The organism is Catellatospora sp. NPDC049111, assembly GCF_040648615.1.
GTDB classification, from domain to species: Bacteria; Actinomycetota; Actinomycetes; order Mycobacteriales; family Micromonosporaceae; genus Catellatospora; species Catellatospora aurea.
In genome coordinates, this window is sequence record NZ_JBEZEB010000003.1 from 294,263 (window position 1) to 319,891 (window position 25,629).

The following is a 25,629-nucleotide window of genomic DNA, read 5'->3' on the forward strand; positions in this document are numbered from 1 at the left end:
CAGGCATGCTGGTTGCCGTACGCATTCCACTTGTCCTGTCGGGCGGCCGCCCGCTAAGCCCTGGATTCCGCGCCGGACTCGGCGCGGCCTTCGTGCTGCTCTTCTTGATCAGCGCGGTGGAGCTGGCAGACGGCCGCGAGGCGCGCTTCGTCGGCCTGATGGCGACCGTGCCGTTCCTCGCCGCGGTGTTCGCGCCGTGGCAGGCGGTGCTGCTCGCGGGCGGGGTCGCGACGGCGGTGGGCACGGTCTTCGCCTTCTTCGGCATGAGCCAGGACGATCTGTCGGCGTTCATCAACGTCATCGGCATCGGTCTGGCGACCGGCATCGCGGCGCTGGTGGCGGTGGTCCGGCAACGGCAGGCCGAGCGCATCGCCGAACTGGCCAAGCTCGCCACCATCGCGCAGCAGGCGGTGCTGCGGCCGCTCGGCCCGAAGGTGGGCACGCTGGCGGTGGCCGGCCGGTACATCTCCGCGACCGCCGCGGCCGACATCGGCGGCGACCTTTACGAGGCGCTGGATACGCCGTACGGCGTGCGCATGATCATCGGTGACGTGCGGGGCAAGGGCCTGGACGCGGTGCGTACGGCGAGCATCGTGCTGGGCTCGTACCGCCATGTCGCCTTCGAGCGGGCCGACCTGCGCGCGATCGTCGCCGACCTGGACCGGGCCGTGGCCCGCAGCGTGGGCGACGAGGACTTCGTCACCGCGTGCCTGGTCGAGGAGCGCGGCGGCACGCTGACTATCGTCAACTGCGGCCACCCCGCGCCGATCCTGATCCGGCGCGGCGAGGTGATCACCCTTGATCCGCCCTCGCCGGCGCCGCCGCTGGGTTTCATGCCGGTGGTGCGCAGCCGCGTGGAGCGGCTGGAGCCCGGTGACCGGCTGCTGCTGCTGACCGACGGTTTGGCCGAGGCGCGGCGTGACGGAGAGTTCTTCCCGATCACCGAGCGGGCCTGGAAGCTGCTCGGCCACGGCACCGTCGGCGACGGTCTGGCCTCGGTCGAGTCGGCGCTGCTGGAGTGGGTGCACAACCGGCTGGACGACGACATCGCGCTGATCCTGATGGAGTACGCGGGCCCGTCGCAGCCGACCCTGGCCCCGGTGCCGAGCTGGGAACTCGGCGCGACGAACTAGGCGACCGAGGTCGTGCGGCTGCGGCGCACGGCCAGCGTCAGCGAGGGCAGCGCGCTCGGGGCGCGGTGGCGGCCGATGTAGCGGATCGGGTAGCGCGGCTCGAACATCAGCTTGCGCAGGTTCTCGATCATCTTTCTTCCTCCCCTGTGGCCGGCGGGGCGAGGGTGCCCGCGCGTCACCCGGAAGAACGACGTCGATGCGGTTAGGTTGCGGCATCTCGGCGTGGTGCCTTGCATGTGTCCGTTTTATTCACTATGTCCGCCACGGGTCGCGCGGCGGCGCGCTGAAGGGTGGGGGATTTCACCTGGTTGTGATGTGAACTTCTCGGCAGTTCGCTTGCCGATGGTTACTGACGAGTAATAGAGTCGTACTTACTGGTCGGTAACTGAATGCGCTGAGGGCGGGAAGAATGAGCCACTACCAGAGCAACTTGCGGGATCTTGAGTTCAACCTGTTCGAGGTCTTCGACACGCCCTTCGGCGAGGGCCCCTTCGCCGAGGTCGACGCGGACACCGCGCGCAGCGTGCTGAGCGAGATCGACCGCATGGCGCGCGTCGACCTGGCCGCGAGCTACGCCGACGCCGACCGCAATCCTCCGGTGTACGACCCGGCGAACTACACCGTGACCATGCCGGAGAGCTTCAAGCAGTCCTTCCAGACCTGGATGGACTCGGAGTTCTGGCGCCTGGACCTGCCGCCCGCCCTCGGCGGCAGCTCCGCTCCGCGCACCCTGACCTGGGCCTTCGCCGAGCTGGTGCTCGGCTCGAATGCGCCGGTCTGGATGTTCGGCTCCGGCCCGTCGTTCGCACACGTGCTCTTCCTGGAGGGCACCGACGAGCAGAAGAAGTGGGCGGAGCTGTTCGTCGACAAGAAGTGGGGCTCGACGATGGTGCTCACCGAGCCCGACGCGGGCTCGGACGTGGGCGCGGGCCGCACCAAGGCGGTCAAGCAGGACGACGGCTCCTGGCACATCGAGGGCGTGAAGCGCTTCATCACCTCGGCCGAGCACGACATGTCCGACAACATCATCCACTACGTCCTGGCCCGCCCCGAGGGCCACGCGGCGGGCACCAAGGGCCTGTCGCTGTTCGTGGTGCCCAAGTTCCACTTCGACGCCGAGACCGGCGAGCTGGGCGAGCGCAACGGCGTCTTCGTCACCAACGTCGAGCACAAGATGGGCATCAAGGTCTCCACGACCTGCGAGACCACCTTCGGCGGCCACGGCGTCCCGGCCAAGGGCTGGCTCGTCGGCGAGGTGCACGAGGGCATCCGGCAGATGTTCCTGATCATCGAGAACGCCCGGATGATGGTCGGCACCAAGGCCATCGCGACGCTGTCGACCGGTTACCTCAACGCGCTGTCCTACGCCAAGGAGCGCGTGCAGGGTGCCGACCTGCTGAAGATGACGGACAAGACCGCCCCGCGCGTCGCCATCACCAACCACCCGGACGTGCGCCGCTCGCTGCTGCTGCAGAAGTCGTACGCCGAGGGCCTGCGAGCGCTGGTCGCTTACACGGCGTACTGGCAGGACCGGGTCTCCATCGCCACCGCCGCCGGGGACGAGAAGGCCGCCAAGCGCGCCTCGAAGATCAACGACTTCCTGCTGCCGCTGGTCAAGGGCTGCGGCTCCGAGCGCGCGTTCGAGCTGCTCGGCTCCGAGTCGCTGCAGACCTTCGGCGGTTCGGGCTTCCTGCAGGACTACCCGCTGGAGCAGTACGTCCGCGACGCGAAGATCGACTCCCTGTACGAGGGCACCACCGCGATCCAGAGCCTCGACCTGGTGTTCCGCAAGATCGTGCGGGACAACGGCCGGGCCCTGATGTCGGTCGCCGGCGAGATCCAGGAGTTCCTCACCAACGAGGCCGGCAACGGCCAGCTCAAGGAGGAGCGCGCGTCCCTGGCCGCCGCCCTCGGCGACGTGCAGGCCATGCTCGGCACGTTCACCGGCTGGCTGGCCGAGTCGCAGGGCGACGACCCGCGGGCGCTGTACAAGGTCGGCCTGCACTCGCGCCGCCTGCTGCTCGCCATCGGCGACCTGGTCGTCGGCTGGCTGCTGCTGCGCCGCGCCGAGGTCGCGCTGCGCAAGCTGTCCGGCGAGCCGGGCACCGACCAGGCGTTCTACACCGGTGTCGTGGCCACCGCGCGTTTCTTCTCGCGCGAGGTGCTGCCGCGGCTGGGCTCCGACCGGCGCATCGTCGAGCTGGCCACGCTCGACGCGATGGACCTGGACGAGGCCTCCTTCTGACCCCACGGGGTGCGGCCCCGGCCGCGCCCCGCACCCATCCCACGAATAGGTGAACGGCGCCCCTCCTCACGCGGGGGCGCCGTTCCCGTATGCGCCGTTCAGCCGGGTGCCGAGCGGTTATCGCCGAAGTTGGGATGCGCAACCGTCGCGCTTGCGGCAAGCTGGGCACATGGCCCCGCTGTCCGGCGCCGGAACGCGCCCACGCACCCTGGTGCTGCTGCGTCACGCCAAGGCCGACCGCCCCGCGGGGCTGGCCGACACCGACCGCCCGCTGACCGACCGCGGCCACGCCGACGCCGCCGCGGCCGGAGCCTGGATGGTCAACCACGGCTACGTGCCCGACCTCGTGCTCTGCTCGCCGGCCAGGCGCACCCGCCAGACCTGGCACTCGGTCGCGGTCGCGCTGGCCGGCGCCGGGTCGCCGGTGGTCCGCTACGAACGCCGGCTGTACGAAGGCTCGCCCGACGAGCTGCTCGCCCTCATCCGGGAAGTGGAACCCGAGTTCCGCACGGTCCTGGTCATCGGGCACAACCCGACCATCTCCCAGCTCTCCGCGCAGCTCGACGCGGGCGGCGGCGAGGTCGACTCCGACGGCCTGCGCACCTGCGGCCTAGCCGTCCACCAGCCCGAAACCGACTGGCCCGACACCACCACCGCCAAACTCATCGCCGCCCACACCGCCCGCGCCTGACCCCTAGATCATCAGAATTGCCGGGCAGGTGTGCGTATCTTGACGACTCAATCGCCCATCTGTCTGGCAAGTCGAGCGATCATGCGGTGGGGTCAGGCGAAGAGGGCGAAGTAGATGGCGATGTGGTGGGAGATGGCGGCGAGCAGGGTGCAGGCGTGGAAGAACTCGTGGTGGCCGAAGACCTCGGGCCACGGGTTGGGGCGGCGGAGTGCGTAGAAGATCGCGCCGACGCTGTAGGCCAGGCCGCCGACGATCAGCAGGACCAGGGCGGTGACGCCGCCGTTGTGCAGGATGTCGGGCAGCACGGCGACGGCGACCCAGCCCAGGGCCAGGTAGAGCGGCGCGGAGACCCAGCGCGGCGCGTGCGGCCAGATCAGCGACATGGCAGCCCCGCCCAGCGCGCCCGCCCAGACCAGGGCCAGCAGCAGCGCGGCCTTGCCGGACGCCAGCAGGAGCAGGCAGAACGGGGTGTACGTGCCCGCGATGAAGATGAAGATCATGGCGTGGTCGAGCCGCCGCATGAGCTGGTAGCCGCGCTCGCTCCAGACCCGCCGGTGGTAGAGCCCGCTGACGCCGAACAGCCCGCACACGGTGAGGCTGTAGACCGCCACGCTGATCACGGGTGTGCCGCCGGGCCGGAACGCGGCGATGGTGACCAGGACGATGCCGCACACCAGGGCGACGAAGAAGGCGTACGCGTGCAGCCAGCCACGCATCCGTGGCTTGCCGATGTCGACGGGGCGCAGACGTCGCGGGGCGGACGTATCGGTCATGCCCCCTAGGCTACGGCACCGTAGGTTACTCGTGCGTAGCCTCGGCGCGTGAGGCCGGTAACATCTGCGTCGTGCTGGTCCGGAAGTACGGTTGGGACTCGCTGCTGCTGGAGGTCGACGACCCGGCGGCGTGGTTCCGCGCACTGCGCGCCGCCCGCGAGCGCGGCGAGCTGGCCTGCGAGGAGATCGTTCCCGCGGCGCGCACGGTGCTGCTGCGCGGGGTGCGGGGCGAGCCGCGCTGGGCGGACCTCGCACCCGAGGCCGCACCGTCCGGGCCGCCGTCGCGCGTGGACGTTCCGGTGCACTGGGACGGGCCCGACCACGACGCCGTCGCGGCGGCGTGGCAGGCCGATCCGGCGCGGGTGCTCCGGGAGACCGAGTTCACGGTCGCGTTCTGCGGGTTCGCGCCCGGCTTCGGCTATCTGACCGGGCTGCCCGAGCGGCGGTGGCTGCCCCGGCTGGCCAGCCCGCGGGCCAGGGTGCCGGCGGGCTCGGTGGCGCTCGCGGGGCCGTACGCCGGAATCTATCCGCGCAGCTCGCCCGGCGGCTGGCAGCTGGTGGGCCGCACCGAGCTGGTCCTGTTCGACCTCGACCGTGACCCGCCCGCGCTGCTCGCGCCGGGGACGCTCGTCAGGTTCGTCGATGCTTGAGGTGCTGAAGCCAGGCCCGCTGGCCACCGTGCAGGACCTGGGCCGCCTCGGCTACGCCGAACTCGGCGTGTCGCGGTCCGGCGCACTCGACCCGGCGGCGCTGCGGCTGGCCAACCGCCTCGTCGGAAACTCGGAGACCTGCGCCGGGATCGAGGTCACCTACGGCGGAGCGGTCCTGCGGGCGCAAGCGTCCGTCTGGTGCGCGCTCACCGGCGCGCCGGGTCCGGTAAGCGTCGACGGCCGCCCGGTGCCCTACGGGGTCGCGTTCGGGCTGCCCGCAGGTTCGCGCGTCGAGATCGGACCGCCACGCCACGGTATTCGCAGCTATCTCGCCGTGTCGGGTGGCATCGCCGTCCCGCCGGTGCTCGGGTCGCGCAGCACCGACACCCTCTCCGGCATCGGACCTGAACCGCTGCGCGTGGGCCAGGTGCTTCCGGTCGGCCAGGCAGGCATCGGCGATGCCCAGGCACCGCCCGGCTGGCCGTCCCACCGTGCGGCAGGGACCGCAAGGCAGGGCACGACAGCGTTCGTGGGCCCGGCCGGTTCCGGACGGCAGGGCCCGGCGGTGCAAGGCGGCGGGGGCGGGAGCGGCGGTGGACCGCTCGGGGTCGACTTCGTGCCGGTGTCCGCGCCCGCCGAGGAGATCCGCTTGCGGGTGCGCTTCGGGCCACGGGACGACTGGTTCGCCGACCCTGGTGAGCTGCTGCGCACCGCGTACACGGTCGACCAGGGCGACCGGATCGGGGTGCGGCTGGACGGGCCGCCGCTGACCCGGTCCGTGGCCGGGGAACTGCCCAGCGAAGGGCTGCTCGCAGGGGCGATCCAGGTGCCCGGCGACGGGCGGCCGCTGGTGTTCCTCGCCGACCACCCGACCACCGGCGGATACCCGGTCGTCGGGGTCGTGCACCCCGCCGATCTCGGGCTGCTCGCGCAGGCGCGTCCAGGCACTACTGTGTTCCTCTATGGATCTCAACGCTGACCTCGGTGAGGGTTTCGGCCGCTGGGAACTCGGTGACGACGAGGCCCTGCTCGACCTGGTGACCAGCGCCAACGTCGCCTGCGGCTTCCATGCCGGGGACGCGGCGACCATGCGCCGCACCTGCGAACTGGCCGCCCGGCAGGGCGTCGCGGTGGGCGCGCAGGTCGGCTACCGCGACCTGGCCGGCTTCGGCCGCAGATTCATCGAGTACGACCTCGACCAGCTCCGCGACGAGATCATCTACCAGGTCGGGGCGCTGCAGGCGCTGGCCGCGGCCGAGGGCGCCCGGGTGCGATACCTCAAACCCCACGGCGCGCTCTACCACGCGACCGCGCACATCGACGCCATCGTCGAGGCGGCGCAGGCGACCGGCCTGCCGGTGCTGTGCGCGCCCGGCTCGCCGCTGGCCACCGCTGCCGGGGACGCGGTCGTGCCCGTCTACGCGGAGGGCTTCGCCGATCGCGCCTACCGGGCCGACGGCACCCTACTGCCGCGTACCAAGCCCGGTGCGGTCATTACCGACCAGGAGGAGGTGGTGGCCCGCGCCCTGCTGATGGCGGTGGACCAGCGGGTCATCGCCCTCGACGGCACGGTGCTGCCGCACGCCGTCGACTCGATCTGCCTGCACGGCGACACCCCGGGCGCGGTCGCGCTGGCCCGGGCCGTCCGAGAGGCACTCCAGTACGCAGAAGTGCCTCTCCGCGCCTTCCTGCCCTAGCCGTCGAGGCCGCGGAGGATCAGGGGGAGGCGGTCGGGACCGTCCGGGGTGATGACGACGGGCACGCCCCAGTCCTGGCGGGTGAGGTGGCAGGCCGCGAACTCGGCGTCTTCGTCGCAGGTCGCCGCCTGCGCCACGACCTGGAGCACGCCCTGCGGCACGGCCGGGTTGAGGACCAGCTTGCGGGACAGGTCCGTGGTCACCCCGGCGCCCTCCAGCAGCAGCTCGGCAGGGGAGGCGGACACCTCCAGCCGGGTCGGGTCGCCGAAGCTGCGGTCGAGCTTCTGGCCCGGCGCGGGCGTGAAGATGACGTCCAGCGTGACCGTGCCCGGGGCCAGCGGCGACGGGGGCCGCTCGACCTTGTGCCGGCCGCCGTCGACCACGCCGGCCGCACCGGGGGCGAGCCGGACCAGCCGGTGCGCGGCCGACTCGACCACGATCACGCTGCCGTCCGCGTCGAGCACGACGTCGCTGGGCTCGGCCAGGCCGCTGTCCACGGTGGACACCGTGCCGTCCTGCCAGCGCCGGACCGCGCCGTTGTACGTGTCCGCGATCAGCACCGAGCCGTCCGGCAGCGCGCACACGCCCAGCGGGTGCTGCAGCAGAGCCTGGTCAGCCGGTCCGTCCACGTGCCCGAAGTCGAACAGGCCCTGGCCGACCGCGGTGTGCATCTGCCCGTCCTCGATCCAGCGCAACGCGCTGGTCTCCGAGTCGGCCAGCCACAGCCGGCGGCCGTCGGGCGAGGCGGACAGGCCGGACGGTTGGGCCATCCACACCTGGTCCAGCGCGCCGTCGCGCAGTGCCTCGACGGTCGTGCCCGCGTACAGGCCGACGGTCCGCTTCACCGGGTCGAACCACCACAGCGTGTGCGTGCCCGCCATGGCGACGACCACCTTGCCGTCGTACCAGGCGACGTCCCACGGCGAGGACAGGTCCATGGACCGGGCGTCGTGGGCGTGGTCGTCCAGGCTCGACCGCCACTGCCGGCCGGTGCCGGCCACCGTTGTCACGGCCAGGTCGCTCAGCCGTACGCCGCGCAGCAGGTGGTTCACCGTGTCCGCGACGACGACGTCGTAGCCGACGAGCGCCGCGACGTCGGTGGGCAGCAGGCACAGGCCCTGGGGTTCGGAGAAGCTCGCCTCCGCCGGGCCGCCGTCGGCGCGACCGCGCCCGCCCGAGCCGACACGGCGGAGCACCGCCGACAGGTCCTGGTCGAGGACGGCGAGGCTGTGCCGGGCCGAGTCGGAGACGAGCACGGTGCCGTCGGGCAGCGGCAGCGCCTTGCCGGGGAAGCGCAGCAGGGTGTCGCTCGGCGGCGGGGGCACGAACGGGCCGTCGCCGCGGTGCAGCGTGCCCTTCGCCTCGTGCACGGCGATCAGCTCGTCCAGCAGGCGGCGCAGCCCTTCGGCGTGGCCCTCGCCGGCCATGTTCGCCACGACGTAACCCTCGGGGTCGATCACCGAGAGCGTCGGCCAGGCCTTGGCGGCGTACTGCTGCCACATGTCCATGTCCGGGTCGTCGAGCACCGGGTGGTCCACGCCGTAGCGCTCCACCGCGGCGGCCAGCGCGTCCGCGTCCCGCTCGTGCTCGAACTTCGGCGAGTGCACCCCGATGATCACCAGCACGTCGGCGTACTTCTCCTCGAGCGGGCGCAGCTCGTCGAGCACGTGCAGGCAGTTGATGCAGCAGAAGGTCCAAAAATCCAAGATCACAATTCGGCCGCGCAGGTCGACCAGCTTGAGGTCCTTGCCGCCGGTGTTCAACCAGCCTCGTCCGCGCAGCTCCGGCGCCCGTACCCGCATACCGCCATTCTGCCCGATCATGGGGCCGTCGGCGCAGGGGCGGGGTGGTGACGTGGCCTACCGCCGCGCGATCAGGCCGCGGCCGGCTCCAGCACACCCGGCGCGGCGGCGACGGTGCGGCCGTCCTGCTCCGGCGTGATCAGCTTGTGCAGCGACAGGGCCACCAGCGACGCGGCGAGCGTGCCCGCGGCGACCAGGACGATCCACACGCCGCCGAGCCCGGCACCGAGCAGTGGGCCGGCGCTGACCGGGGCGACGATCGCGGACATGCCCCACACCATCGAGGACAGCGCGTTGTAGCGACCGCGCAGCTCGTCCGTGGCGAGCACGTTGACCAGGGCGGGGCTGACCGGGGAGAGCATCGTCTCGCCGACCGCGAAGATCGCGCCGAACAGGATCACGATCGCGGCGCTGAGCACCATGTTGCTGCCGTCGATGTAGCCGGCCAGGCCGAGCACCAGCCAGGCCGTGCCGAACACGCCGCCGACCGCGGCCAGCGCCCGGCTGCGGCTGCGGCCCTGCAACTTCTTGATGACCAGCAGCTGCGCCAGCACGATCACCACGGTGTTGGCGGTGAACGAGTAGCCGATGATCTGCGGTGTGACGCCCGCGACCTTGGTCGCGAAGCCGGTGAAGCCCACCTCCAGCTGCGCGTATCCGGACACGGTCAGCAGCACACTGAAGATCATCAGGCGGCGGAACGGTTTGTGCCGCAGCACCTCGCCGTATCCCCGCTTGCGGCCGCTGTCGGTCAGGGTCGGCGTCTCGACCAGCCGCCGGCCCACCTTCGGCATGGAGAGCAGGATCAGGAACGGCCCGGCGTAGCAGAACATGTCCAGCACGTAGATCAGTTGGAAGGTGCCCGGCCGGGCGGTGTCCACGATGCTGCCCGCGGTCGCCGAGCCGATGCCGATACCCAGGTTGAGCAGGGCGAACTGGAGGCCGAAGACCCGCTGCCGCTCCTGCTCGCCGGTGATCGAGGTGAAGACCGTGTTCATGCCGGCCCAGATCGTCGACGCGCCCAGGCCGCTCAGCGTCAGCGCGAGGGCGGCCTGCCAGGTGGTGCCGACCAGGGCCAGCGAGCCGACGCCGACCGCCTCGATGAGCAGCGCGGGCATGACCACCCGGCGCGCGCCGAACCGGTCGATCAGCGAGCCCGACAGCGGCGCGACCGCGAGAGTGAGCAGGCCGAACCAGCCGATGAGCAGGCCCACCGTGGTGCCGGACAGGTGCCGCACCTCGGTCAGGTAGATGACCAGGAACGGCAGCGTCAGCCCTCGGCCCAGCGCGGAGAAGAGGGTGCCGACGAGCATCCGGCGTGCTTCGGGCCTCGCGGGCAGGGCTTCGCGCAACATGCGGCCAGTGTGCTGCCCGGGTGTGACGTCACGCGAGCGAGATAAAAGGCCCTGTGGTCAGTGCCACAGGGCCTTTCACTCGTTACGGGTACGCCGTCGTCACGGGGTCGGCGTGGCCGCGGGCTCCGACGGAGCCGTGGACGGCTGACCGCCCTCGGCGGTGTTCGGGGCCAGGCACAGCACCTTGCTGTCGACGGTGACGTGCGGCTGCGTCTTGTCGCACTGGTCCTTGCTGTCGGCGACCGAGACGACCTTGTAGGTCTGCGGCTCGGTGCACGCGGCCGCGACGGCGACGTCGCCGGACTGCTTGAGGCAGTCGCCGACCCCGAACGTCGCGGTGGCCTCATCGCCGCCGAGCAGCTTCTGCGCGCCGATCAGGACACCGAAGGCGAGCGCCAGCAGCAGCGCGCAGCCGACGACCACCATCACGATCACGCGGCCGGTGCGGACCGGCTTGATCTCCAGCGCACCGGTGCCGGTCTCGTCGGGCTTGAACTTGTCGAACTTCGACTGCTCCTGTGCGGGCGGCGGGGGCGAGTCCATCGGCGGGCGCTGCCCCGGCACGATGCCGGCACCGGGCGGGGGACCTGCCGGGCGGGCCGGCGGCTGCATCGGCGCGCGCTGCGGCGGGCCGGGCGGCGTCGTGGGCGGGTTGCCGTACACCGAGGGCGGCGGGCCGGCCGGAGCAGGCGGGGCGGCCGGAGGCACGGCGGCGGCCGCCGGGGGAGCCCCGGCAGGCTGGAGCAGGTCGCCGAACGCGTGCTGGCGCGGCTGGCGCTGGGCCAGAGCCGGGGCGGCCTGCGGTGCGGCCTGCTCGGGAGCGGGCGGCGCGGGCTGCTCGGCCGCGCGGGCGGGCGCACCGTACACCGTGGACGAGCGGGCGATCGGCGGCGCCGAGTGCGGCTCCGCCGGGGTGGGCTGGGCGCCGGGCACGGTCACCCGGGCGGTGGCCCGCGCGGCACCGGCCGCGGGCTGCGCGGGCGGTGGGGGAGGCGGCGACATCGGCGCGGCTGCCGGAGCCTCCTCGGCGGGCGCGGACACGGTGGCAGAGCCGTACACCCGGCCCTGGGGCTTGGGCGTAGCGGCCGGCGCGTCCTCGGCGGGGCTCACCCGACTCGCGGCCGGCACCGAGACGGAGGCGACCCCGGCCGAGGCGCGCGCCACCGACGGCGGCGGCGTGACCGGAATGGCCGGCGGCGTGCTGACCGGCGTCGTCGGCGCGGGCGGCGAACTGACCGGCCCGGCGCTCGGCGGCGGGCTCACCGGAGCCGCGGCGGCAACGGGCTCGTACGCGGGAGCCGCTGGCGCAGGCTCGTACGACGAGGCGGGCTCGTAAGACGGCGCGGGTTCGTAAGACGGCGCGGGCTCGTAAGACGACGGCGCAGGTTCGTAGGACGAGGCAGGCTCGTACGCAGGTGCGGGCTCGTACGCCGGAGCGGGCGACGAGGCGGGCTCGTACGACGACGGCGCAGGCTCGTAAGACGGCGCAGGCGCGGGCTCATACGACGAGGCGGGCTCATAGGACGGCGCGGGCTCGTACGACGACGGCGCGGGCTCGTACGACGACGGCGCGGGCTCGTACGAGGGGGCGGGCTCGTAGGAAGGCGCGGGCTCGTAGGACGAGGTCGGCGTGTACGGAGCGGGTTCGAAGGCCGGGGCCGGCTCGTACGCGGGCGGCGGCTCGTAGGCCGGTGCGGCCGGGGCCTCCGGCTCGGGGTCCATCAGCGCGGCGACCGCGGGCGGCGGGGTCCACGGGCCTGCCGGGGCGCTGGGCTTGGGCGACTCACCGGCGGCGAACGCGGCCCAGGAGCCCGACGCGGTGGCCGGCTCGGCCGGTGCCGGCTCGAAGGCGGGCGCGGCCGGGGGCTGCTCCTGCGGCTTGCTGAAGTCGGAGTAGTCGGGCCACTGCTCCGCGGCGGGCGCGGCGGCGGCCGACTGCCAGGGCTGCTCGGCGGCGGCGGGCTCGGCCTGCCACGGCTGCTCGGCGGGGGTGGACCAGTCCTGGGACGCGGCCCACTCCGGCTGCGCCTGCGGCGTCGACCAGTCGGGCTCCGCGGGCGGCGCCGAGGTGACGAAAGGTTCGTGCGCCGCGAACGACGACGACATCTCATGGCGTACGCCGGGGATCGGCACGACGGCCGGAGCCGGCACGTACGGCGCTCCGTCGCCGGTCGGCGCGGCGGCTGCGGGCTCGGCCGGGAACCCGCCGAACGCGGGCGGGGCCTGGTCGGCGACCGAGTCCGGCGGGAACGACTCCTCCGGCGCGCTGCCGTACGGAGTGAACACCGGGAACTCGTCGGGTGCCGGCGGCGCCTCGAACAGGCCGAATCCGCTCTTGCGCTCGGCTGCGTCAGCCGGCGGCCAGCCGGGCTGCTGCGGTGCCTCGGACGTCATACGCGCACGCCTCCTTCTCTCTCGCCAGCCCTGGAGACGCCCGCGCGGAAACAACGCAGGGGTCATGAGCCGAGGGGTGGCGGCCGTGCCCACCGTACCGGTACTCCCGCGCGACCGGAATACGGGAGGTGGGTTCACGTCGGTGGCCTGGCACGGCCGGGAAAGCGTTGCGGCCCCTGTCGCCGGATGGCGCGACAGGGGCCGCAACGCTCTTGGAGGAGGAGAAAAGTTTCAGTGCAGGCGTACGAAGACGGCTGCCATCGGGTCACCGAGTTCTGCGGCGCGGCGACGCTGCGCGCGCTCGGCGTGGGTGCGCTCGAGGTGGATCTGCTCGGCGCTGCGGCTCCGCGTCCGCATCTTCTTCATGATGCTCATACCAACTATTACATCGCATGGGTCCCCACAAACTCCAACGATTATTCGGTGAGCTGCGCCACCGGCCGACGATTCGTAGGTGAACCCGTCATGTCCGGGGGGTGATCGCCGCCAGCAGCTCAGGTTGCCGGTGGTCGAGGATGTCACCGGCGGTGAGCAGCCCGAGCCAGATCGCACCGGCCGCGTACGCCAGCCCGACCGGCAGTGCGAGCACCGCCCCGACCGACCCGCCGAGCAGCACCAGCAGCAGCACCGGCAGCGCCAGCGCCATGCCCGCCAGCCACGCCGCCATCGCCAGGAAGCTCTTCGCGACGCCGGTGCCCGTGTTGATCGCGAACGGGTTCTGGTTCTCCGGCAGCGAGTACGCCGCCCACACCGACACGTGCATCGCGCAGGCCAGCCCCGTGCCGTACGCGGCGAACAGCGTGCCGATCATGACCGGCAACAGCAGCAGGTCCTCGCGCAGCACCGCGTTGAGCACGGCGAGGCCGAGCAGCAGCGGCACGATGTACCAGGAGTACGCCACCGTCCTGGCCCGCAGCTCCAGCCGGCCCGACACCCCGGACACCACGTGCATCGCGTACGCCGTGCCGTCGTAGCCGAACTGGTTCGCGATGCCGAGCCCGGCCAGCGCGCCGACCAGCACCATGGAACCGCCGTTCACGCTCTGCGCGACGACGTTGCCACCGGCGCCGGGACCGAGGTTCATGACGACCGGCAGGAACACCCCGATCACCGCGAACGTGATCAGGCTGGCCCGCCGCCGCACGTCGCGTACCCAGTAGCGCAGCTCGCGGACCACCATCGCGCCGTACGCGGTGCGCGGCTGCCGGCTCCGCCCGAAGAACCGGGCGACGGGATATCCGGTGGCCGCCCGCACCCGGACCTCGCCACCCCCGGCCGTGCCGAGCATCGCCGACTCCAGCGAACGCGACCACCACCACGCCAGCAGCAGGATCGTCACGACGGTCACGGCCAGCCGCGCCGCGACCGCCGCCCAGCGCCCCTGCACCGCGTCCAGGCCCACCACGTACGGCGCCGCCAGCGGGGTCCAGCCGAGCACGTCGGCGAGGGCGGCCAGGCGCTGCGTGCCGACCTGCTGCGCGCCCGAGGTGAGCAGGAACTGCAGCGGACCCAGCGACGCGGCGAGCACGGCGAGCACCACCGCGGCCAGGTCACGGGTCCGCCGCGACCGCAGCGCGCGGGAGAAGCCACTGGTCACGGCTCGGCTCACCACCACACACAGCAGCAGTCCGAGCAGCACGCCGACGGCGGCGGCCACCGCGGGCAGCGGGCCCCCGGCGATGCCCGCGCCGATGGCCAGCCCGGAGGTCGCCAGCAGGGTGCCGAACGCGGGCACCCCCAGCAGCGCGGCGACCAGCAGCCCGCGCAGCAGCGTGGCCCGGCGCACCGGCAGCAGCGCGAAGCGGCCGGGCTCCAGGGTCTCGTCGACACCGAACCAGACCAGCGGCATCAGGATCCAGCCGAGCACCAGCACCGTCCCGCCGAGCGCCGGGACCACCGCCGCCCAGTCCGGCCCGTTCGGCAGGTACGGGACCAGGAAGAACAGCGCCGCCATGGTGCCGTAGAACAGCGCGCAGAGCAGGCCGATCACGAACAGCGCGATCTTGCCGGGGCGGCCGCGGAAGCCGTTGCGCAGCACGCGCAGCTTCAGGCGGGCGAAGGTCAGAGCCATGACAGCTCCGAGCCGGTCGAGGTGCGCCCGCCGACCACCGCGACGAAGGCCTCCTCCAGGGAGCGCCCGGCGCGTACCTCGTCGAGGGTGCCGACGGTGCTGATCCGGCCGCTCGCCATGATCGCGACGTGGGTGCACAGCCGTTCCACCACCTCCAGCACGTGGCTGGAGAAGATGACGGTGCCGCCGCCGGCGACGTAGCGGGTGAGGATGTCGCGGATGGCCGCGCCGCTGACCGGGTCGACGGCCTCGAACGGCTCGTCGAGCACCAGCAGCCGGGGTGCGTGCAGCAGCGCGCAGGCCAGCGCGATCTTCTTCTTCATGCCGGCGGAGTAGTCGATGACCAGGGTGCGCCCGGCGTCGGTCAGCGCCAGCACGTCCAGCAGCTCGGTGACCCGGGCGTCGATGACGTCGGGCGCCATGCCGCGCAGCAGGCCCTGGTAGGTGAGCAGCTCGGTGCCGTCGAGCCGGTCGAAGAGGCGTACGCCGTCGGGCATCACACCGATCAGCGATTTCGCCCGGACCGGGTCCTGCCACACGTCGTGGCCGAGCACCAGGGCCCGCCCGGCGTCCGGCCGCAGTAGGCCGACGGCCATGGACAGGGTGGTGGTCTTGCCGGCTCCGTTCGGCCCGAGCAGGCCGAAGAACGAGCCCGCCGGGACGGTCAGGTCCACGCCGTCCACGGCGACCTTGGTGTCGAACCTCTTGACCAGCCCCTGAAGGGCGAACGCACTGTCCTCGATCACGCGTCCGACTGTAGACGCGCGGCGCCTGCCCGTCGCCCCTCGCAAGGGGCGACGGGCAGGCGTGGATTACCTCTTCGCGTTGAGGCGTTCGGACTCGTTGCAGGCCTGACTCGCACCTAGGATGTACATGTCCTCCAGCAGCTCGGCGGCCTGGGCCCGGCTGAGATTCCAGGAGTACCACTGGTCCGGGTCGGCCTTCAGATCGCGGATGACCCAGCTCAGCGCGCAGCTGCGGTACGGCTCCGGCAGCTCGGCGAGAGCCGGTGCCGCGTCCGGACCGAGCGCCCGCAGGTACCAGAAATCGAGCTTCTGGAAGCGCTCGACGTTCTGCTCCGCGATGAAGTGCTCCGGGTTCGCCGCGCCCAGGAACAGCAGCAGCCCGGCGAAGCCGGCCACCGCCGCCCGCGGGAACCACGAGGCGCGCAGCTTCCACCCGGCCAGCGCGATCAGAATGAACACGCCGCCCAGGTAGAGCTCGACCGAGCCGAAGAACAGCCGCTCCCGGGTCCAGCCGTAGGTGTTCTGGTAGAGCCACATGCGCCAGGCCGCGGAGCCGACGATCACCAAGCTCAGCAGCACGAGCGCGCCGAGCAGGGTACGCAGCAGGATCCGGTCCTGGCGGGTCTCCTTCACCGCCCAGCGCGACACCAGGCCGATGACGACCAGGGTCAGCATGGTCACCACGAGCAGCTGGTTGAAGCCCTGCACCGCGTACTCCGAGAAGGTCAGCCCGCTGGTCTTCTGGATGTAGGCCTTGTCGCCGAAGAAGAAGCGCAGCTGCACCGCCACGAACGCGCCGAACAGCAGCACCAGGCCCCCCAGCGGCAGCGCCACCTCGATGCGGCCGATGCGCCGCGAAGCAGGCCGCTCCAACCCGGACAGGTCCGGCGGGGCCAGCACGGTGAAGATCGCACCAGCGGTGATCAGACCGCCGATCGCGGTGTACAGCACACCACGGAAGATCGCGCGGGCGTTGAGCTCGGGCAGGATGTCGCCCAGCAGGGTCGCGAACGCGGCGTCGGCCGAGGCGAACAGTGCACCGAAGACGACCAGCAGCACGAACGTCACGATCAGCGACAGCACCACGCGGCCCGCAGCGCCACTCCTCTCCCGCGTCTGCTGCCAGGCGCGCGCGCCCCTGCCCAGCCATGGGATGGCCCGGAAGAACGCCAGCGGCACCGCCATCGCGCCGACGACGACGGCCCGCACCGAATGCCCGCCGGCCACCGCCAGCGAACCGCAGGCGATCGCGCCGAGCACACAGAAGACGAACAGCCAGCCCGCGTCGCGGAAGGTGCCGACGGCCAGCAGCGCTACGGCGAGCACCGCCCAGCCGACCCGGATCCAGCGCTCGAGCGCCGTGTCCGGCTTCGGGCCGAACCGTGCCGCGTGCCAGACCGCGCCTGTCATCACCAGGCCCACCAGCAGCCAGCCGATGCCGGGGCGGCTCAGCGGCAACGCGATGGCGGTGGCGAGGCCACCGACCAGCGCGGCGATCCAGGCCGCCGGCCCGCCCGCGTAGTCCGGCCCCTGCCAGCGCGCCTGCAGGAAGCCCGGCGGGGGCGGCGGCAGCGGCGAGAACCGCGACATGTCGGCCGGGTACGTCTGCGGGGGCACCGCGGCCGGTGCGGGGGCCGGGGCCGACGTCTTGGTCACAGCGGCGGTGCTGTCTTCGGCCGTTGCCGGCGCGGGGACCGGTGCGGTCCACGTTTCGGCAACGGGAGCCTGCTCGCTTGCCGTGACCTGCGCTTCCGGGCTCGCGGACGAACCCGCGTCGGCGGTCGGCGGCGACGACTCGGGCGGCGGTGAGCTGTCAGGCTGCGCTGGGGTGTCCGGAGAGGTGTCTGACATCGTTGGCTCCGACTTCTGCGGGCGACTGATGAGGCATGGACTTCTGGGGCAGGGTGATGCGTACGCGGCAGCCGGTCCCGCCGGGCGGGTCGACGATCGCGATCGTGCCGTGGTGCAGTTCCACCGCCCAGCGGGCGATGGCGAGGCCGAGTCCGGTGCCGCCGTCGGACGACTCGGCGCTCTTGCCCCGGGTGAAACGCTCGAAGACCCGCTCCCGGAGGGCGGGCGCGATGCCCACTCCCTGGTCGAGCACCTCGAAGACGGTCTGCGTGCCGGTCGGGCGGGCGCTGACGGTGACCAGCCCGCCGGCCGGGCTGTGCCGGGCCGCGTTCTCCAGCAGGTTCGCGAACACCTGGTGCAGGCGCGCCGGGTCGGCGCTGATGGTGTGCGGGGTGACGTCGTGCAGCCGGAACCGGGTCGCCGGGGCGTTCAGGCTCGCCTCCTCGACCACCCGGGCCAGGAACTCCGCCACCGGCATCGGCTCCCGGCGCAGCGCCGCCGCGCCCGCGTCGACCTTCGACAGGTCCAGCAGCTCGGTCACCAGGCGGGCCAGCCGCTCGGTCTGCGCCAGCGCGGTGCGCAGCGTCGCCGGGTCGGCCTCGCTCACCCCGTCGACGATGTTCTCCAGCACCCCGTGCAGCGCGGTGATCGGCGTACGCAGCTCGTGCGACACGTTCGCGATCAGCTCGCGCCGCTGCTGGTCGCTGGCGGCGAGGTCGGCCGCCATCAGGTTGAACGCGCGGGCCAGCTCGCCCACCTCGTCCCGGCTGGTGGCGCGCACCCGGCGGCTGTAGTCGCCGCGGGCCATCGCCCGCGCCGCCGCGGTCATCTCGCGAAGCGGCTTGGTCATGCCGTGCGCCAGCACCTGCAGCGTGATCAGCCCGACCAGGGCCGCGGAGATGGCGACCGGCCAGTTGACGAAGCCGAGCCGGCCCCAGAACACCACCAGGCCGGTCGCGCCGGAGATGCCGAGCAGGATGGCCAGCTTCAGCTTGATCGACCGGAACGGGTCGAGCGGGCGGGGCAGCCGGTCCAGGACCCGGTTGGACAGCACGATCAGCGGCCCCAGCACCCGGTACATGGGGTGGGTGAGCCAGTCGAGGACGCGTTCGATCACGTGGTTTCGGCTTCCAGGGCGTATCCGACTCCGTGCACCGTGCGGATCAGGTCGGCACCCAGCTTGCGGCGCAGCGCCTTGATGTGGGAATCGACCGTGCGGGTGCCGTAGCCCTCGGCCCAGCCCCAGATCTCGGCCAGCAGCCGCTCCCGCGGCAGCACCGACCGGTGCCGCTCGGCGAGGTACACCAGCAGGTCGTACTCGGTCGGGGTCAGGTGCGCCTCGGCCCCGTCCCGGCGCACCCGACGCTCGGAACGGATGATCTCCAGCGGGCCCAGCTTGATCGGCGCGTCCGGCGCGGTGGACCGGTCGGCGCGGCGCAGCAGCGCGTGCACCCGGGCGGCGAGCACCCGCATCGAGAACGGCTTGGTCAGGTAGTCGTCGGCGCCCACCGCGAGCCCGACCAGCAGGTCGTTCTCGTCGTCACGGGCGGTCAGCATGAGCACCGGCACCGGCCGCTGCGCCTGCACCCGCCGGCAGACCTCCAGCCCGTCGAAGCCCGGCAGCATCAGATCCAGCACGATCAGATCCGGCTTCAACCGCCCCGCGGCCTCCACGGCAGCAGGACCGGTCCCGGCATGCGCCACCGCGAAACCCTCGGCCCGCAGCCGCGCGATCACCGACCCGGCGATGGTGGGATCGTCCTCCACCACCAGGACCCGACGTTCACTCATGACCAGGGACTGTAGCGGCCACCTGTGCTCAACCTCAGTCCCAGTTGTGAAGGACTTGTGCGCGGGACTGGTTCGAGCGCCTCGCGGCGCTCGCCCGCCGTCGTTCATTTGACCTGGGGAAGCTTCCTGACCGCAGATTCGTACTGCACTCTGGAGATGTCACACGGGCACCGATAGAGAGGACGGGTGACAACGATGGCCCATCCGCTGCTCCGGCCTCAGCCGCTGCGCGCCTGGCAGTTCGAGGACCTTCTCGACACTCCCGACGACGGCTACCGGTACGAGATCTTCGACGGGACCCTGCTCGTGACCCCTCCGCCTCCGATGCCCCACTTCACGACGTTGTATCGCCTGCGCAGGGCGCTGGAGGCGCAAGCACCCGCACATCTCGTGGTCGGGGAGAACCTCGGAGTACTGCGACGAGACGGCACCTCCTACTTCATTCCCGACCTCGTGGTCTTCGACGCTGACCTGCTCGGGAGCTCGGTGGCAGCGCTGCCGCCGGCTGCGGCGAAGTTGGTGGTCGAGGTGGTTTCACCGAGCAACCCCAGCAACGACCTGGTGCTCAAACGCGCCGGTTACGCAATGGTGGGCGTGGCGGAGTATTGGATAGTCGAGTCCGGTGCCAGGGAGGTCAGGGTGCTGACCGAGCCTGGCCCGACGGGTTACCTCGTCGAAGAGAAGCGATCCGGCGAGATGAGAGGCACCGCGCCGTTCCCGTACGAGCTGGATCTGACCAAGATTTTCGCTTGAGCGGCAAACCGCGCCGCTCAGTCGCCAGGCCGGGAACGAAGCACACCATGATCGTTCGACTTGCCAGGCAAGTGGGCGAATGCGGGCTCAAGATACGCACAGGTGCCAGGCAAGTCGGACGATCATGGGCGGGCCCGCGGAGTCCGTCTCGCCGAGAACGGCCGGGCAGCTCGTGGAGCTGCCCGGCCGTTTCAGATTCGGTCAGTACGCGCCCTTGCGGCGGAGCACCACGCCCACGGTGCGCCACAGGATGCTCAGGTCGTACGCCAAGGACCAGTTGTCGACGTAGTAGAGGTCCAGGCGGACCGCCTCGTCCCAGCTCAGGTCGGAGCGGCCGGAGACCTGCCACAGGCCGGTCATGCCGGGCCGCACCAGCAGCCGGCGTCGCACGTCGCCCAGGTAGTCGCCGTCGTCGGCGGGCAGCGGGCGCGGCCCGACCAGCGACATCTCGCCCTTGAGCACGTTGATCAGCTGGGGCAGCTCGTCGATCGAGCTGGCCCGCAGGAAGCGCCCGACCGGCGTGACCCGCGGGTCGTCGCGGATCTTGAAGAGCATGCCGTCGCCCTCGTTCTGGGCTTCGAGCTTGCTCTTGCGCTCCTCGGCGTCGGTGTACATGGTGCGGAACTTCCACACCTTGAACACCCGGCCCTCGTGGCCGACCCGCAGCTGCCGGAAGAACGCCGGGCCGCGGTCGGTGATCGAGATGGCCAGTGAGATCACCAGCAGCAGCGGTGCGAGCAGCACCAGGCCGATGAAGGCGGCGATGCGGTCGAGCGAGTTCTTGGCCAGCCAGGCCATGCCGGAGAGCTTGGGCTCCTCGACGTGCAGCAGCGGCAGGCCCTCGATCGGGCGGATGTGCACCCGGGGTCCGGCGATGTCGGTGAGCTGCGGCGCGACCACCAGGTCGATGCCGGTGCCCTCCAACTGCCAGGCGAGGCGGCGCAGCTCGTCGGGTTCCGCCCCGGCCGAGCCGCACACCGCGATGGTGTCGGCGCGCAGCTCGTGCACGAGATCGACGAGGTCGCGCCCGTAGTGCACCGGCACCGGGGCCTGCGCGCGGCGGGAGGCCGGCAGGTGCTCGGAGAGGTGGATGGCGACGGGCACCAGCCCGGCCTTCGGGTTGCGCGAAACGACCTTGTACACGAACAGCGTCTCGGGCAGCGAGCCGATCAGCAGCATCCGGTACGTGGCCAGCCTGCCGCGGCGGCGCACGACGTACAGGGCGCGGCGGGCCAGCAGGCGCATGCCGAAGATGTACGCCATCGCGGCGATGATCACGAAGCCGACGGTGCCGCGGGACAGGCCCTCGTCCTGGCCGGCCTTCTGGAAACCGAAGGCGAGGAAGGACACGGTCGCGGCGACGGCGATGGTCGCGCGGAAGACCCGCTTGAACTCGTCGGTGCCCAGACCGATCACGCGCCGGTCGTACGCGCCGTTGCCCCAGAGCAGCAGCAACCAGATCAACGGCATCATGCCGTACGCGACCAGCTGGAACTGCGCGATCTGGTCGAAACCGGAGGTGACCCGGTTGTTCGCGAACTGCGAGATCGCGGTCCAGCTCGCCGCCATGGCGCAGAGCAGGTCGCCGATGACCAGGCAGAGGATGTAGGGCCGGTGCCAGCGGGCGCGGCGCGCGGTGCCCCGGGCGAACGCGTTGCGGGCGACGCCGTTGGTCTTCGGCACGGGGGGCAACTCGTATCGGTCGGCTACGTAATCCGGGACGTTCGACCGCTTGGGCACGGTGGTCGGGTGCTTCAGGCTCGTCGTCACCTCACCTGGGTCCTCCCGTGCGTCACGTTCCTGCCCGGTGGCGCCGGCAGGTGCTGCAGCCCTGCGGTCGGAACGTGCGGCAGGACGGGTGTCGCCCACAACGTTCAGTCTCGCATGGTTTGTCCGGGGTTAGCGGAGACACCGTGTTGCCGATGCGTCCGAACACCCCAGGACCGGGACACTATACGAACTGGGCTGTGCGTGACACTAGCGCAGGAGTTTGGAAAGTCGGCGATCTGCGAGCGGTTTTCCACCGGTTTGGCAGGTGGCGCAGTACTGCAGGCTCGAATCGGCGAACGACACCTCACGCACCGTATCGCCGCAGACGGGGCACGGCTGCCCGGCACGCCCGTGTACCCGCAGGCCGGCCCGCTTCTCCGATTTCAGGGTGGCAGCCTTCTGCCCGACCGAGCGCTCCAGCGCCTCGGTCAGCACCTGCTGGATCGCGCTGTGCAGGCTTTCCAGTTGCTCGGGCGTCAGCCGGTCCGCCCGCGCGTAGGGCGACAGCCGTGCCACATGCAGGATCTCGTCGGAGTACGCGTTGCCGATCCCCGAGAGCACCTGCTGGTCCCGCAGCACCCCCTTGATCTGCGAGTTGAGGGGGCGCAGCACCTCGGTCAGCCCGGCCAGGTCCAGGCCCAGCGCGTCCGGTCCGAGCCGGGCGATGCCGGGGACCTGGTTCACGTCGGTCACCAGATAAGCGGAGAGCTTCTTGCGAGTGCCGGCCTCGGTCAGGTCGAAGCCCGACCCGTCGGACAGCCGGACTCGTAGCGCGATCGGCCCGCTGCCCGGTTTGAGCAGCGTGTCCGGCAGCGCGTCGCGGAAGTGCAGCCAGCCGGCGCGGGCCAGGTGGATCACCAGGTGCAGGTCCCCGAGCTCGATGTCGAGGAACTTGCCGTGCCGGCCGGCGCCGGTGATCGTCAGTCCATGGGTCGCGGACAGGGGCGGGTCGAACGTCTTCAGGGCGCTGATCGCAGACACGTCGACCCGCTCGACGCGCCGGCCGACCGCTCGCTCACGCAGGTACGCGGCGAGCGCCTCCACCTCGGGCAACTCGGGCACGGCGCTAACGCTACCGTTCTATGGTCAGCCGAGCAGAGAGCAGGAAACCGTTGAAGGTCGTCGTCGCCCACAATCGGTACCGCTCCGAGCTGCCCTCGGGCGAGAACGTCATCGTGGATCTGGAGATGGCGCAGCTGGAGGCGGCCGGAGTGACCGTGCTGCCGTTCCTGCGCAGTTCGGACGACATCCCGTCGCTGTCGGCCGCGCAGAAGGTGTTGCTGCCGATCTCCCCGATCTGGGCCCCGTCGGCGCAGAAGGACCTGGCCCGGCTGCTGCGCGAGCAGCGCCCCGACGTGTTGCACCTGCACAACCCGTACCCTCTGCTCTCGCCCTGGGTGGTGCGCACCGCCCACGCGCACGGCGTGCCGGTGGTGCAGACGGTGCACAACTACCGCCAGGTGTGCGCGCCCGGCCTGTACTTCCGCGACGGCCACGCCTGCCACGAGTGCCGCGGCAAGGCGTTCGCGCTGCCCGCGATCAAGCACAAGTGCTACCGCGGCTCCACGGCACAGAGCGCGATCATGGCCACCACGCTGGCGGTGCACCGCTCGACCTGGCGTTCGGTGGATCGGTACATCGCGCTCACCGAGGCCATCGCCGGGCACCTGCGCGACTACGGCATCACCGACCGCCAGATCACCGTCAAGCCGAACGCGGTCGAGGACCCGGGCCCGCCGCCGATGGTGGCGGGTGACGGACTGCTCTTCGCCGCCCGGCTGTCCCCGGAGAAGGGGCTTGGCCTGCTGCTGGACGCGTGGCGGCGGCACCCCGACGGGTCGCTGGGCCGCCTGCGCATCGCCGGCGACGGCGAGCTGCGCGGGCTGGCCGAGCAGGTGGCCGCGGAGCGGGCCGACGTCGAATACCTCGGCCCGATGGACCGGATGGGGGTACGCGCCGCGCTGCGCACCTCGGCGATGGTGGCCGTGCCGTCGACGTGGCACGACGTGCTGCCGACCGCGATCATCGAGGCGCTGGCGAACGGCCGGCCGGTGCTCGGCAGCAACCTCGGCGGCATCCCGTACCTGATCGACAACGCCGGGTTCGCGGTCCCGCCCACCGTCGACGACTGGGCCGCCGCCCTGCCTGACGCCCTCAAGGCCGCCCCGACCCTCACCGACGTGGCCCGCCGCCGCTACCTCGACACCTTCCACCCCGACGTCGTCACCACCCAACTCCTCGCCGTCTACAACTCCCTCCGCCGCCCCTGACCTTCCGTCGGTCGGGGCGCGCCGTCGGCGCGACGATCAAGATCGTCGGACTTGCCTGGCACCTGTGGGTATTCGGTCGCAAGATACGCACAGGTGCCCGGCAAATCGAACGATCAAGGCGATGCCGCAGCCCGTGGACGGCCTACGCGATCACGGCTGGGCGTAGAGCGCCGGGAGGTCGACCAGCAGGATGTTCTCGGCCTCGGCGACGCGTTGCAGGTCTGGTGTGAAGCCCGCGCCGCTGTAGCAGGCCAGGCGGGTGCCGGTCGTCCGGTGGCCCTTGGCGGCGAGCAGGTCGCGGGCCCGGCGCAGCCGGTCCAGGTGGGGCATGCCCATGGTCTGCTGCCACTTGGCCTCGCCGAGCGAGAGAACCCCGCCCTCGGTGCCCAGCACCGCGACGTCGATCTGGATCTGTGACCGGGTGGCCGGATCGGCGACCGTGCCCGCCGCGACCGTGCTCGGCGGCCCGCCGAACAGCGCGACCGCGTTTCGCAGGGCGTACTCCCGGCACAGCTGCTCGAAGTGCGGGCCGACGACCTGGGACCGGAAGGTCTCCTGGCCCGCCTGCCAGGCCTGTTCGGCCATGCCGCGCTCCAGAAAGCTCCAGTTGCGCCGCATCACTGCGGAGTAGAAGGTGATCAGCGGTTCCGCGATCCGGTACGTCGATCGCCCGGTGCGGAAGGCGTCGGGCTCCTTGGAGACCAGCCCGCAGTCCTCCAGCACGGTCAGCGGGTGGCTGATGTTGGTCGAGGGACGCTCCAGGTATCCGGCTATGCCGCCGCGCGTGTTGTGGCCGAGCGCGATCGCGCCCAGTACGCCGTGGTAGAGCGGGGTGTCCCGGGCTCCGGTCTCCTCGGCCAGCAGGTAGCGAGCCTCCCGGAACAGCGGAACGGCCGGGTTCAGCACCGTGCGCACGACCCAGTCGCCGAAGTCGGCGAGGTCGGCCGGTGCGTCGGAGTGCACGAACTCGTGCCGGTACGCGGGGGTGCCACCGACGACGCTGTGCAGCAGCACGGCCAGCTCCGGCTGGTCGATCACGCCCCAGAACTCCGCCGCGGTGCGGTAGTCCATGGGCGGGACCACCAGTTCCAGGCTCGCCCGGCCCCGCAACGGGGCGTTGCCGCTCAGCAGGCTCCCCATCACGGCCATCGCCGAGCCGCAGACCAGCAGCTTCGACGTCGTCTCGCGGGCGAGCCCGCCGGGGTCCAGCACCTGCTGCAGTTGTGAGGCAAGCGCCGGGCTGGCGGCCAGGAGGTACGGCAGCTCGTCGATGATGATCAAACTATCCGGCACCACGGCGTACAACTGGCGGAGCGCGTCCTCCCAGCTGTGCAGCTGGAACTCGCCGCCGGTGCCGGCCCGGGCTGCCAGCGCACGCCCGAACCGGCGCAGCGACTCCAGTTCGGTGTCCTCAGTCGCCGCGAAGTAGAACCCGCCGGTCGCCCGCGCCAGCGCGTCGAGCAGGAACGTCTTGCCCTGCCGTCGCCGCCCGCTGACCACGCCGAATCGAGCGCTGGCAGCAGGGGAACCGGCGAAGCGGGCCAGCGCGGCCCACTCGGCGGTGCGATCGAAGACGTTGTCCGGTTTCGCGAGCATACGTAGAACCATAGTTCTTAGAGGTGTAGTTCTAAGAACTA

Annotated in this window: 22 protein-coding genes; 8 read left to right on the top strand and 14 right to left on the bottom strand. The window is 71.7% G+C overall.

Annotation, left to right across the window (positions count from 1 at the left end; translation table 11 throughout):
• Positions 1-5: 5 nt before the first annotated feature.
• Positions 6-1,133 (top strand): SpoIIE family protein phosphatase, encoded by a 1,128-nt coding sequence (locus AB0B66_RS06240; protein WP_360523689.1) that lies wholly within the window; start codon positions 6-8, stop codon positions 1,131-1,133.
• Here AB0B66_RS06240 and AB0B66_RS06245 read toward each other — a convergent pair.
• Positions 1,130-1,264, bottom strand: coding sequence for a hypothetical protein (locus AB0B66_RS06245; RefSeq protein ID WP_360523691.1), 135 nt, complete (start codon positions 1,262-1,264; stop codon positions 1,130-1,132). The genes AB0B66_RS06240 and AB0B66_RS06245 overlap by 4 nt on opposite strands.
• A gap of 278 nt (positions 1,265-1,542) precedes the next feature.
• On the opposite strand from AB0B66_RS06245, the gene AB0B66_RS06250 reads away from it, so the two are divergent.
• Positions 1,543-3,378 (top strand): acyl-CoA dehydrogenase, encoded by a 1,836-nt coding sequence (locus tag AB0B66_RS06250; protein ID WP_360523694.1) that lies wholly within the window; start codon positions 1,543-1,545, stop codon positions 3,376-3,378.
• Positions 3,379-3,556: 178 nt separating this feature from the next.
• Complete coding sequence (locus AB0B66_RS06255) at positions 3,557-4,069, top strand: histidine phosphatase family protein (RefSeq protein ID WP_360524152.1); 513 nt, start codon at positions 3,557-3,559, stop codon at positions 4,067-4,069.
• A gap of 92 nt (positions 4,070-4,161) precedes the next feature.
• Here AB0B66_RS06255 and AB0B66_RS06260 read toward each other — a convergent pair whose 3' ends face one another.
• Positions 4,162-4,842 (bottom strand): hemolysin III family protein, encoded by a 681-nt coding sequence (locus AB0B66_RS06260; protein WP_360523697.1) that lies wholly within the window; start codon positions 4,840-4,842, stop codon positions 4,162-4,164.
• A 71-nt stretch (positions 4,843-4,913) separates the two neighbouring features.
• Here AB0B66_RS06260 and AB0B66_RS06265 point away from each other — a divergent pair, with 71 nt between their 5' ends.
• The 3 genes from AB0B66_RS06265 to AB0B66_RS06275 are packed head-to-tail and all read left to right on the top strand — an operon-like array spanning position 4,914 to position 7,189.
• Positions 4,914-5,492 (top strand): carboxyltransferase domain-containing protein, encoded by a 579-nt coding sequence (locus AB0B66_RS06265; protein ID WP_360523700.1) that lies wholly within the window; start codon positions 4,914-4,916, stop codon positions 5,490-5,492.
• Entirely contained in the window at positions 5,485-6,471 is a 987-nt protein-coding gene (locus tag AB0B66_RS06270; protein ID WP_360523703.1) for a biotin-dependent carboxyltransferase family protein, read from the top strand. The genes AB0B66_RS06265 and AB0B66_RS06270 overlap by 8 nt, the downstream gene beginning before the upstream one ends.
• Positions 6,455-7,189: a 5-oxoprolinase subunit PxpA gene (locus AB0B66_RS06275; RefSeq protein ID WP_360523706.1), complete on the top strand. Its 735-nt coding sequence runs from the start codon at positions 6,455-6,457 to the stop codon at positions 7,187-7,189. Before AB0B66_RS06270 ends, AB0B66_RS06275 begins: the two co-directional genes overlap by 17 nt.
• Here the strand turns inward: AB0B66_RS06275 and AB0B66_RS06280 are convergent.
• The 9 genes from AB0B66_RS06280 to AB0B66_RS06320 form a co-directional block, all read right to left on the bottom strand.
• Positions 7,186-8,991: an NHL domain-containing thioredoxin family protein gene (locus tag AB0B66_RS06280; protein ID WP_360523709.1), complete on the bottom strand. Its 1,806-nt coding sequence runs from the start codon at positions 8,989-8,991 to the stop codon at positions 7,186-7,188. The two genes, AB0B66_RS06275 and AB0B66_RS06280, sit on opposite strands and share 4 nt — an antisense overlap.
• A gap of 71 nt (positions 8,992-9,062) precedes the next feature.
• Positions 9,063-10,346, bottom strand: a complete 1,284-nt coding sequence (locus AB0B66_RS06285) for an MFS transporter (RefSeq protein ID WP_360523712.1) — start codon at positions 10,344-10,346, stop codon at positions 9,063-9,065.
• Positions 10,347-10,445: 99 nt separating this feature from the next.
• On the bottom strand, positions 10,446-12,740 hold the full coding sequence (locus AB0B66_RS06290) for a hypothetical protein (RefSeq protein WP_360523715.1): 2,295 nt from the start codon (positions 12,738-12,740) through the stop codon (positions 10,446-10,448).
• 231 nt (positions 12,741-12,971) lie between these two features.
• Positions 12,972-13,097 carry a hypothetical protein gene (locus tag AB0B66_RS06295; RefSeq protein WP_269059019.1) on the bottom strand — a complete coding sequence of 42 codons (126 nt, stop codon included), beginning with the start codon at positions 13,095-13,097 and terminating at the stop codon, positions 12,972-12,974.
• 106 nt (positions 13,098-13,203) lie between these two features.
• Positions 13,204-14,811, bottom strand: a complete 1,608-nt coding sequence (locus tag AB0B66_RS06300) for an ABC transporter permease (protein WP_360523718.1) — start codon at positions 14,809-14,811, stop codon at positions 13,204-13,206.
• The gene (locus AB0B66_RS06305; RefSeq protein ID WP_360523721.1) at positions 14,802-15,557 is read right to left on the bottom strand and encodes an ABC transporter ATP-binding protein; all 756 of its coding nucleotides are present in this window, start codon (positions 15,555-15,557) and stop codon (positions 14,802-14,804) included. Before AB0B66_RS06305 ends, AB0B66_RS06300 begins: the two co-directional genes overlap by 10 nt.
• Before the next feature lie 66 nt (positions 15,558-15,623).
• Positions 15,624-17,213 carry a DUF4173 domain-containing protein gene (locus AB0B66_RS06310; protein ID WP_360523723.1) on the bottom strand — a complete coding sequence of 530 codons (1,590 nt, stop codon included), beginning with the start codon at positions 17,211-17,213 and terminating at the stop codon, positions 15,624-15,626.
• 157 nt (positions 17,214-17,370) lie between these two features.
• The gene (locus tag AB0B66_RS06315; RefSeq protein WP_360524154.1) at positions 17,371-18,489 is read right to left on the bottom strand and encodes a HAMP domain-containing sensor histidine kinase; all 1,119 of its coding nucleotides are present in this window, start codon (positions 18,487-18,489) and stop codon (positions 17,371-17,373) included.
• Positions 18,490-18,521: 32 nt separating this feature from the next.
• Positions 18,522-19,199: a response regulator transcription factor gene (locus AB0B66_RS06320; RefSeq protein ID WP_360523725.1), complete on the bottom strand. Its 678-nt coding sequence runs from the start codon at positions 19,197-19,199 to the stop codon at positions 18,522-18,524.
• Positions 19,200-19,394: 195 nt separating this feature from the next.
• Between AB0B66_RS06320 and AB0B66_RS06325 the strand changes: the two genes are divergently transcribed.
• Entirely contained in the window at positions 19,395-19,952 is a 558-nt protein-coding gene (locus AB0B66_RS06325) for a Uma2 family endonuclease (RefSeq protein WP_360523728.1), read from the top strand.
• Between the two features lie 201 nt (positions 19,953-20,153).
• Here the strand turns inward: AB0B66_RS06325 and AB0B66_RS06330 are convergent, their stop codons facing one another.
• Together AB0B66_RS06330 and AB0B66_RS06335 are read right to left on the bottom strand one after the other, a co-directional pair.
• Positions 20,154-21,692 (bottom strand): sugar transferase, encoded by a 1,539-nt coding sequence (locus AB0B66_RS06330; protein ID WP_360524157.1) that lies wholly within the window; start codon positions 21,690-21,692, stop codon positions 20,154-20,156.
• A 237-nt stretch (positions 21,693-21,929) separates the two neighbouring features.
• Positions 21,930-22,784: a DNA-formamidopyrimidine glycosylase family protein gene (locus tag AB0B66_RS06335; protein WP_360523731.1), complete on the bottom strand. Its 855-nt coding sequence runs from the start codon at positions 22,782-22,784 to the stop codon at positions 21,930-21,932.
• Positions 22,785-22,834: 50 nt separating this feature from the next.
• On the opposite strand from AB0B66_RS06335, the gene AB0B66_RS06340 reads away from it, so the two are divergent.
• Positions 22,835-23,992: a glycosyltransferase family 4 protein gene (locus tag AB0B66_RS06340; RefSeq protein WP_360523734.1), complete on the top strand. Its 1,158-nt coding sequence runs from the start codon at positions 22,835-22,837 to the stop codon at positions 23,990-23,992.
• A 150-nt stretch (positions 23,993-24,142) separates the two neighbouring features.
• On the opposite strand, the gene AB0B66_RS06345 is transcribed toward AB0B66_RS06340, so the two are convergent.
• Positions 24,143-25,588, bottom strand: coding sequence for an ATP-binding protein (locus AB0B66_RS06345; RefSeq protein WP_360523737.1), 1,446 nt, complete (start codon positions 25,586-25,588; stop codon positions 24,143-24,145).
• Positions 25,589-25,629 lie beyond the last annotated feature (41 nt).

Coding starts and splice junctions, on each gene's coding strand:
- AB0B66_RS06270 (WP_360523703.1), top strand. CDS start 5,485: ATGCTTGAGGTGCTGAAGCCAGGCCCGCTGGCCACCGTGCAGGACCTG.
- AB0B66_RS06240 (WP_360523689.1), top strand. CDS start 6: ATGCTGGTTGCCGTACGCATTCCACTTGTCCTGTCGGGCGGCCGCCCG.
- AB0B66_RS06290 (WP_360523715.1), bottom strand. CDS start 12,740: ATGACGTCCGAGGCACCGCAGCAGCCCGGCTGGCCGCCGGCTGACGCA.
- AB0B66_RS06325 (WP_360523728.1), top strand. CDS start 19,395: ATGGCCCATCCGCTGCTCCGGCCTCAGCCGCTGCGCGCCTGGCAGTTC.
- AB0B66_RS06345 (WP_360523737.1), bottom strand. CDS start 25,588: ATGCTCGCGAAACCGGACAACGTCTTCGATCGCACCGCCGAGTGGGCC.
- AB0B66_RS06285 (WP_360523712.1), bottom strand. CDS start 10,346: ATGTTGCGCGAAGCCCTGCCCGCGAGGCCCGAAGCACGCCGGATGCTC.
- AB0B66_RS06315 (WP_360524154.1), bottom strand. CDS start 18,489: ATGTACCGGGTGCTGGGGCCGCTGATCGTGCTGTCCAACCGGGTCCTG.
- AB0B66_RS06280 (WP_360523709.1), bottom strand. CDS start 8,991: ATGCGGGTACGGGCGCCGGAGCTGCGCGGACGAGGCTGGTTGAACACC.
- AB0B66_RS06275 (WP_360523706.1), top strand. CDS start 6,455: ATGGATCTCAACGCTGACCTCGGTGAGGGTTTCGGCCGCTGGGAACTC.
- AB0B66_RS06250 (WP_360523694.1), top strand. CDS start 1,543: ATGAGCCACTACCAGAGCAACTTGCGGGATCTTGAGTTCAACCTGTTC.
- AB0B66_RS06295 (WP_269059019.1), bottom strand. CDS start 13,097: ATGCGGACGCGGAGCCGCAGCGCCGAGCAGATCCACCTCGAGCGCACC.
- AB0B66_RS06320 (WP_360523725.1), bottom strand. CDS start 19,199: ATGAGTGAACGTCGGGTCCTGGTGGTGGAGGACGATCCCACCATCGCC.
- AB0B66_RS06300 (WP_360523718.1), bottom strand. CDS start 14,811: ATGGCTCTGACCTTCGCCCGCCTGAAGCTGCGCGTGCTGCGCAACGGC.
- AB0B66_RS06260 (WP_360523697.1), bottom strand. CDS start 4,842: ATGACCGATACGTCCGCCCCGCGACGTCTGCGCCCCGTCGACATCGGC.
- AB0B66_RS06245 (WP_360523691.1), bottom strand. CDS start 1,264: ATGATCGAGAACCTGCGCAAGCTGATGTTCGAGCCGCGCTACCCGATC.